We start from the raw sequence: 7,646 nt of genomic DNA, 5'->3' as shown, positions 1-7,646 counted from the left end.
CGTCAGGCTCATAACCTGAAGGTCACAGGTTCAAATCCTGTCCCCGCAACCAAAAAACCTTTGGATAACAAAGGCTTGGAATCCGACAAAAACACTTGTGTATAGCACCTGCTGTTTTACCTCAACGCCACCTCAACGTTTGACGAGTCCCCCTGAAACCCAGGGGGCTTTTTGCGTCTGGTACCGAGAAAAGTTTTGTGGCATCGACGTTGCCCCCCAACATTTATCCAGCGTGAGCGAGACTCCGGTTCTGAGTTTTGCCCATTTGGGCGGATTGGGCAACGGGGATCTGGCGCGGGGTCGGTGCGGGTGATCTCGATCAGCTTGCGGCGCGTATGCGCCCAGCATTGGGCGAGCTAGGATGCCAAGCCCAATGCGGTCCGGGGCGATCAGGCGTTTGTATCCGGCACAGCCATCGACCTGCAGGACCCCGCCGAAGACCTGCAATATCCGTTCGGCCTGCCGCCGCCATCGCCTACACCCTGATCGAAACGGCCAAACTCAACGCCGTTGACACCCACGCCTGGCTCGCAGACACCCTGTCCCGTATCCCCGACTACAAGATCTCAAAGGTCGACGACCTGCTGCCCAGGCTCTGGAACGGATAGTGGTCAGGCCGGACGGCTACCCCTTAGCGGACAGTCAGCTTCGATAGGATGCAGCAATGCAGCACGTCCGGACCGGTCAATCATGATGCGGGTTTGAAGGGGCCTCCGCGGCACTAGCTGCTTCCTTGTTGACCAGCCGCCGTGATCCTAGCCCGCAGGGGTACGAAGGGACCCTGCCAGTCGGACTTGCGGGCGATGTCGCCCTTGGCAGGTCAGACAGCCACCCCGGGGTCGACCAGGGTCAGCCCGTCAGGTTCTGCGCGGCGCGGCGGCCGGAAAGGACGGCACCATGGGCGGTGCCCCAGTAGTCTGGCTCCGCGGCCTCACCCGCAAAGACCAGCCTGCCACCCCAGTCTGCCCCTGCCAGCGCCGCACGCATATCAGGCGTGGTGCCGACGGCGTTGAACGAATAGCTGCCATAGGCGAAAGGGTCTTGCGACCAGCGGGTGATCTGGGCGTCCACCGGCGCGGGGAAATCATCCCCGAACATGGATCTCAGGGCAGCATGGGCCGAGGCCACCATTTCGGCATCCGAAAGCGCCTCCATCTCGCGGGCCTTGTCGGCGGCATGAAAGCCCAAGAGTACCGGCGCACCGGCCGCCTTTGCAAGGCTGACCCATTGCGCCCATTCCCCGATCTTGGGCCCAGTCCATTCGATCCAGTCCACGTCATCGGGCCAGGAGATACGGTCAAAGCGCAGCCAGCATTTGTTCAGAAGCCCCATTCCGAGGGTTGCAATCGCGGCCTGGCGCGCCTCGTTCAGCGGTGCACCAAAGGCGATGTCGCCGGACTGCAGCACACCCAGGGGCACGGTGAGAACGACATGATCGGCCACCTCTGACCCTCCACCAGTGATCGCCACACGGGCTCCGTCACCCTCGAGCTCAATTGCGGAGACGACCTGTCCGGTACGAATGTCCAGACCCTCTGCCAGATACTGGATGATCTGGTCGAACCCTCCAGCAAACAGCGCGTCCCCGCCGTCGAACTCTTCGCTTTCGTCGAAGTACCACGCCGAAACCTCGGTGCTGCTTCCGCCGTATTCGGCATCGATCATGCCATTGAGGATATGGCTCACGCGCTGGCGCTGATCATCACTCGCTTCTTTCCAGACCTTCGTGGTCTGGATCGCGCCCCAAAGCGACAGGTCCTCGTCGCGCCTCTCAGCGTTCTTGCGGGCAGCCTCGATCAGTTCCTCGACCAGATCGTAGTCATCCGACAGGTCCGCTTCATTGCCCGTGGCGTCCAGCGAGAGCGTGCTGTCATAGCTGGTTTCCAGCCGCGCCGCTCCCGCCGCATCGGCGAGTGCAGTCAAAGGGTTGCCGTCGGTGCCATGGATCCAGCTTGCGCCCAGGTCCATCGGCAGATCCGGCCAGTGGCGCGAGGTCCAAATGCGGCCGCCGATACGCTCGCGGGCCTCAAGAACCAAAACCTCGGCTCCGGCGGCCTGCAAGTCGCGCGCAGCGCAAAGGCCACTGAGCCCTGCGCCAACCACGATGATCCGGCGGCCAGATGCCCGGGCACGAAGCGGGCCCGCCAGAAGCGCGGACAGGCTGGCCAGGGCAGTTGCAAGTGTGGTTCGGCGGGTCATCGTCATGATTTTGGAGTCCGTGCAGGAAATCTGGGGGAATCAGCAGTGCGACCGAGGCGCGCCCGAGGGGAAGGATTCTTGATCCGCACTCCGTGAAATCTGCACATGCTATACACTCCTACTTTACAAGCTGTAAAGTGTCTGCTTCATATGGGGCATGAACGACCTGACCCCGGCCCCCGATGACACCCCGACCGCCCGAATGGGCGCGCGGATCAAGGCGTTTCGTCTCTCGCGCCAGATGTCGCTGCGAGACCTTGGCGCGCGCAGCGGCACGACCGCCAGCTTTCTGTCGCAGCTCGAGCGCGGCACTAGTGGGGCTGCGGTCTCTACCCTGATGAAGATCGCCGAGGCGCTGTCAGTCTCGGTCGCGGAATTGTTCGAGGAACGCGGCGGCGGCTTGCACCGCGTCCTTCGCCGGTCCGAGAGGCTGGCCCTGCCGCAGGCGGACGGCTATCGAAAGACACTGCTGTCGCAGCAGCCGATCCGTGATTTCGAAGTCTATGTCGGCCACTTCGATCCCGGCGGGTCCACGGGACCCGACGCTTACACCCACGGCGACAGCCACGAGATGATGTTGGTGCTGCACGGCAGGGTCGAGATCGCCCTGGGCGAGGAGCTTCACCTCCTGCAGGACGGCGACTGCATCGAATACCGCTCCTCCACGCCGCACCGCATCGCCAATCCCGGCCCCGGCCCGGCCGAGGTGCAATGGATCATTTCTCCCGTGACCTCGGCCAAGTCCGATTGGGACCAATATGCAAGGAAAGCCCCATGACCCAGCCCGCCGAACTGGCCGCCTATCTGGAAAGGCACCCCGAGACCCGCTTTGTCGATGCAGTTGTCTATGACCTCTGCGGCACGGCAATCGGCAAGCGAATGCCGGTGCGGGACGCCGCGAAACTCTGGTCCGGCGGCGTGGCCTTCTGCGCCGGGATCACCACGCTTGATGCGCTTGGGGCCTGTTGGGATGTGAACGGGATCGGGTTTTCGGATGGCGATCCGGATGCGACCAGCTATCCGATCCCCGGCACGCTGGTGCCCGTGCCCTGGGCCGAGGTGCCGACTGCTCAGGTCCAGATCGCACCAGCCCCGCCAGAAGGTGCGCCGCATTGGTGGTTCGACCCCCGCGCCATTCTGGCCGACATTGTCGCGCGCTTTGCCGAACTGGGTCTGCGACCCGTGGTGGCGAACGAGCTGGAATTCTACTTCGTCGATCCCAAACGCGACGAGAGGGGGCGGATCACCCCGGCCCAGCCCTCCCGTTCGGGCCGCGCGCCCGAGGCCCCGCGCGTTCTCGCCTTTGACAAGCTGGACGAATGGGCCCCCCTTCTGGCCGAGATCGACGCGGCCTGTCTGGCCCAGGGCGTGCCCGCCGGGGCTGCGACGGCGGAATATGGCGGGGCGCAGTTCGAGGTGAACCTCGGCCATGTCGATGACCCGGTTCTGGCCTGTGACCACGCGCTGATGCTGCGCCGCATCGTCAAGGGGGTTGCGGCGAAACACGGGCTTGAGGCAACCTTTATGTCGAAGCCCTTTGCCGACCAGTCCGGTTCGGGCATGCATATCCATGCCAGCTTGGTCGATGATCAGGGACACAACGTGTTCGACGAGACCACGCCCGAGGGCGACCGCCTTCTGGGCCATGCCATCGCCGGGCTTCAGGCCACGACCTATGACGCGATGGGCTTCTTTGCCCCCAACATCAACGCCTACCGCCGCTTTGCGCCGAACCAGTTCGTCCCGGTGAATACCTCCTGGGGAATCAACAACCGCTCGGTTTCCTTCCGGGTGCCCATGGGCGGGGGCCGCGCGCGGCGGATCGAGCACCGCATCGCTGGCGCCGATGCCAACCCCTATCTGGTGATGGCCGCCATGCTGGCCGGGTTCCACTACGGGCTGGCCAACAAGCTGACCCCGACCCCGCCTTCCACCGGGAATGCCGGTGAGGAGGCCGACCCCGATATGCCGCTGCGCCTGTGGACGGCGCTGGACCAGCTGGAGGGGTCAAGCCTGATGGCCGAGTATTTCGGCCCGCGCTATCCGGCGGCCTATGCCGCCATCAAGCGCAGCGAGCTTGAGGCCTTCATGGCCGATGTCCTGCCACGCGAATACGACTGGTATCTGTAGAATGACCGTGTGCTGATTCTGGGTGGTGGGCTGGCGGAATGTGCGGCGGCCCTGGCGCTGGCCGACCGGAGCCATGCGGCAACAATTGTCGAGGCGCGCGACCGGCTTGGGGGAACGGCCTTTTCGCGCACCCTGCCTGGGGATGACGGGTCGCCGGTAGAAATATGGCGGCGGCTGGGGCAGCCCCATCACCACAGGGTGCAGGTGCTGGCGGCCCGGCTGGGAATGGGCCTGACGCCGCGTGCTTCTGCCGGTTTCGTGTCCACGAAACCGGCAGAAGCACATAATGCAACAACGTCAACTCAGTCGGACAGTGAGTACAGTTTCAATATTCGCCGACCATCTTCTTGATCTCATCACGCGAGCCGAAACCAAGGTCTACCGCCACGTCCACGACACTTTGGTTCAGCGCAAGCGCGGCCTTCGCGACCTTGGCCGCGTTGGAGTAGCCGATATGAGGTACGAGCATTGTTGCAAGGACAAGGCTATTTTCCAATGTGATCTCGCAAACCGCAACATTCGCCTCGATCCCCTTCACGCAGCGCTCGGACAGCGTGTCCATCGCCTGCATCAGGATGCGCATAGATTGCAGGATGTTCAGCACGATGATGGGTTCCATCGCGTTCAGCTGCAACTGCCCCGCTTCGGCCGCCATAGTCACCGTCAGGTCATTGCCGATGACTTGGAAGGCTACCTGGTTTACAACCTCGGGGATCACCGGGTTGATTTTGCCCGGCATGATTGAGGATCCAGCCTGCATAGCGGGAAGGCGGATTTCGTTGAAGCCGGACCGCGGGCCGGACGACAGAAGGCGTAGATCGTTGCAGATCTTTGACAGTTTCACCGCAATGCGCTTCAGCGTGCCCGAGAATGTCACATAGGCCCCAGCGTCGGACGAGGCCTCGATCAGGTTCCCGGCCAGTTTCGTGGGCAGGCTGGAGACTTCCGCAAGTTCCGCAACCACCCGTTCGGGATAACCTTCAGGTGTGTTTACCCGCGTGCCGATGGCGGTTCCGCCAAGATTGACCTCAAGCAGCAGCGGCGACAGGCGACCGATGATTTCGATATCCTCGTCCAGCGTAGCGGCAAAGCCTGCGAATTCCTGGCCCAACGTCATGGGCACCGCGTCCTGCAACTGGGTGCGGCCAATCTTGCGCACATGGGCGAAGGCTTCAGCCCGTTCGGCGAAGGCTGCAGAAAGGCGGCGCTGCGCCGCCTGGAACGGGGCGCACTGGCTGACCATGGCAAGCCGCATGGCGGTGGGATAGACGTCGTTGGTCGATTGCGAGCGGTTCACGTCGTCATTGGGGTGCAGATGCTCATACTCGCCTGCGGCATGTCCCATGCGGAGGAGGCCAAGGTTGGCGATCACCTCGTTCGCATTCATGTTGGTCGATGTGCCCGCGCCGCCTTGGATCATGTCGACACGGAAATGGTCGTGATGCGCGCCCGCGATGATTTCGTCGCAAACCGCCGCGATGGTGTCCGCCTTGTCGGTCTCCAGCGCGCCCAGCGCAAGGTTCGCGCGCGCCGCGGCCTTCTTGACCCATGCCAGCGACCGGACGAATTCGGGGAAGTGTGCCACGGGAATGCCGGAGATCGGAAAATTCTCGATCGCACGCTGGGTGTGGATGCCCCAGCGGCAATCCTTGGGAATTTCCATTGTGCCAAGGCTGTCTTCCTCGGTGCGTAACTCGAATGTCATGTCTATCTCCGATGTGACGGGTTCTAGACCCTCACTAAATGGAAGGGCCGCCTGCAGGCGGCCCTTTTGGTTTCTATTTCCAGCGGGCCGGGTCCCAAGCCTCGCGGTCGAGGTCGAGATCGGGGAAGCTCGCCGGATCGAAGATCGGCCGATCCACGCCCGCCTTCAGCTGCATGCGGAAGTCGTTGACGACGCGCATGCAGGTGGGGAACAGCATCAGGATCGCCACCAGGTTCACCAGTGCCAGCACGCCCATCATCGGGTCCGAGAAGAAGAACACCGCCGTCGCGCCGGGTGCTGCCGCGCCCAGAAACACGATGCCGATGATCGCAACCCGCAGGACCAGGATCGCCGTCTTGGAACCGGTGATCGCCGCCATCGCGTTTTCGCCAAGGTAGACGTTGTAGATGATCGACGAGAAGGCGAAGAGCAGGACCGCCGCCGTCAGGGCATAGCGCGACCATTCGCCGTAGTGGCTGGCCAGCGACTGCTGGGTCAGCACCACGCCGTCGATGCTTTCGGCGCCCGGCACATAGACATCGCCCAGCAGGATGATGAACGCGGTGCAAGAGCAGATCAGGATAGTGTCGATGAAAACCGAGAACGACTGGGTGATGCCCTGGCTGACCGGGTGACGAACCAGTGCGGTCGCCGCGACATTCGGCGCCGAACCTAGGCCCGCCTCGTTCGAAAAGAGGCCCCGGCGCAGACCCTGGGCAATGGCTGCTCCCATGCCGCCGGCGATGGCCTCCTCAAAACCGAAGGCACCGGCCACGATCCGGCTGATCACAGCCGGAACTTCACCGAAGTTCAGCACGATGACGCCAAGCGCCAGCGCAATATAGCCCACGGCCATGATCGGCACGATGACATCGGATGCCTTGGCGATCCGCTTGATGCCGCCAAATATCACGATGCCGGTGACGATGGCCAGGAGCCCGCCGGTGACATAGCGGCTGATGCCCAACGAATCCTGCACGGCGCCCGCGACCGTGTTGCCCTGGAAGGCGACAAAGCCAAGACCGAAGGCCGCCAGCAGGCAGATGGCATAGACGATGGCCAGCCATTTGTAATTCGCTCCAAGGCCGCGCAGGATATAGTCTGCTGGACCGCCACGGAAGCTGTCTGCGCCGTCTTTGCGCTTGTAGACCTGCGCCAGCGTACATTCGACAAGGCTTGTGGCCATGCCAACGAGCGCGATGCACCACATCCAGAAAACCGCACCCGGTCCGCCAAGGGTAATCGCGACCGCGACACCGGCGATGTTGCCGCCGCCGACGCGACCGCCGACGGACACCAGCAGCGCCTCACGCGCGCTGATGGCGTTGGGGTCAGTGTTCTGGTTCTTGTTTGACAGCACGCGGAACATGCGGCCGAAAAACTCCAGTTGGACGAATCCGGACATGATCGTGATGAACACGCCGAAGACGACCAAGATGGGGATGAGCGACCACCCCCAGGTGAGGCTGTCGATATAGCCGAACAGCGATTGCAGTATTTCCATTTGTCCCTCTCATGGCCAACGGCAAACAACGTCATTGATAGCGCTTGCATGCTGGTGGCGCGGGCTCGCAAAGCCAATTGTGCAATTGGACTACAAATGGTGCATTTA

At 62.9% G+C, this 7,646-nt stretch carries 6 protein-coding genes and 2 pseudogenes; 4 read left to right on the top strand and 4 right to left on the bottom strand.

From position 1 onward, the window contains the following. Positions 1-290: 290 nt before the first annotated feature. Positions 291-465, bottom strand: a pseudogene (locus QUV21_RS17270) (transposase); the annotation flags it as partial. On the opposite strand from QUV21_RS17270, the pseudogene QUV21_RS17265 reads away from it, so the two are divergent. Next, positions 465-608, top strand: a pseudogene (locus QUV21_RS17265) (transposase domain-containing protein); the annotation flags it as partial. The pseudogenes QUV21_RS17270 and QUV21_RS17265 overlap by 1 nt on opposite strands. Before the next feature lie 241 nt (positions 609-849). Here QUV21_RS17265 and QUV21_RS17260 read toward each other — a convergent pair. Next, positions 850-2,205, bottom strand: coding sequence for an FAD-dependent oxidoreductase (locus QUV21_RS17260; protein WP_300856570.1), 1,356 nt, complete (start codon positions 2,203-2,205; stop codon positions 850-852). Positions 2,206-2,356: 151 nt separating this feature from the next. Here QUV21_RS17260 and QUV21_RS17255 point away from each other — a divergent pair, with 151 nt between their 5' ends. Genes QUV21_RS17255 through QUV21_RS17245 form a run of 3 tightly spaced genes read left to right on the top strand, consistent with a single transcriptional unit; the run spans position 2,357 to position 4,680 of the window. Beyond that, positions 2,357-2,977, top strand: a complete 621-nt coding sequence (locus QUV21_RS17255; RefSeq protein WP_300856569.1) for an XRE family transcriptional regulator — start codon at positions 2,357-2,359, stop codon at positions 2,975-2,977. After that, positions 2,974-4,329, top strand: a complete 1,356-nt coding sequence (locus tag QUV21_RS17250; RefSeq protein WP_300856568.1) for a glutamine synthetase family protein — start codon at positions 2,974-2,976, stop codon at positions 4,327-4,329. The genes QUV21_RS17255 and QUV21_RS17250 overlap by 4 nt, the downstream gene beginning before the upstream one ends. A gap of 9 nt (positions 4,330-4,338) precedes the next feature. Continuing rightward, positions 4,339-4,680 (top strand): NAD(P)-binding protein, encoded by a 342-nt coding sequence (locus tag QUV21_RS17245; RefSeq protein ID WP_300856567.1) that lies wholly within the window; start codon positions 4,339-4,341, stop codon positions 4,678-4,680. Here QUV21_RS17245 and QUV21_RS17240 read toward each other — a convergent pair. Further along, positions 4,655-6,034 carry an aspartate ammonia-lyase gene (locus QUV21_RS17240; RefSeq protein WP_300856566.1) on the bottom strand — a complete coding sequence of 460 codons (1,380 nt, stop codon included), beginning with the start codon at positions 6,032-6,034 and terminating at the stop codon, positions 4,655-4,657. The two genes, QUV21_RS17245 and QUV21_RS17240, sit on opposite strands and share 26 nt — an antisense overlap. 73 nt (positions 6,035-6,107) lie before the next feature. After that, positions 6,108-7,538, bottom strand: coding sequence for an alanine/glycine:cation symporter family protein (locus tag QUV21_RS17235; protein WP_300856565.1), 1,431 nt, complete (start codon positions 7,536-7,538; stop codon positions 6,108-6,110). Between the last annotated feature and the right edge of the window lie 108 nt (positions 7,539-7,646).

The organism is Tabrizicola sp., assembly GCF_030373185.1.
Taxonomy (GTDB): Bacteria; Pseudomonadota; Alphaproteobacteria; order Rhodobacterales; family Rhodobacteraceae; genus Tabrizicola.
Note: the sequence above shows the minus strand (reverse complement) of the source record. Positions and strands in the feature narration are given on the sequence as shown.

What these genes read in the sequence shown, in the direction of transcription:
- QUV21_RS17260 (WP_300856570.1), bottom strand. Translation starts at nt 2,205, where the DNA reads ATGACGATGACCCGCCGAACCACACTTGCAACTGCCCTGGCCAGCCTG.
- QUV21_RS17255 (WP_300856569.1), top strand. Translation starts at nt 2,357, where the DNA reads ATGAACGACCTGACCCCGGCCCCCGATGACACCCCGACCGCCCGAATG.
- QUV21_RS17250 (WP_300856568.1), top strand. Translation starts at nt 2,974, where the DNA reads ATGACCCAGCCCGCCGAACTGGCCGCCTATCTGGAAAGGCACCCCGAG.
- QUV21_RS17240 (WP_300856566.1), bottom strand. Translation starts at nt 6,034, where the DNA reads ATGACATTCGAGTTACGCACCGAGGAAGACAGCCTTGGCACAATGGAA.
- QUV21_RS17235 (WP_300856565.1), bottom strand. Translation starts at nt 7,538, where the DNA reads ATGGAAATACTGCAATCGCTGTTCGGCTATATCGACAGCCTCACCTGG.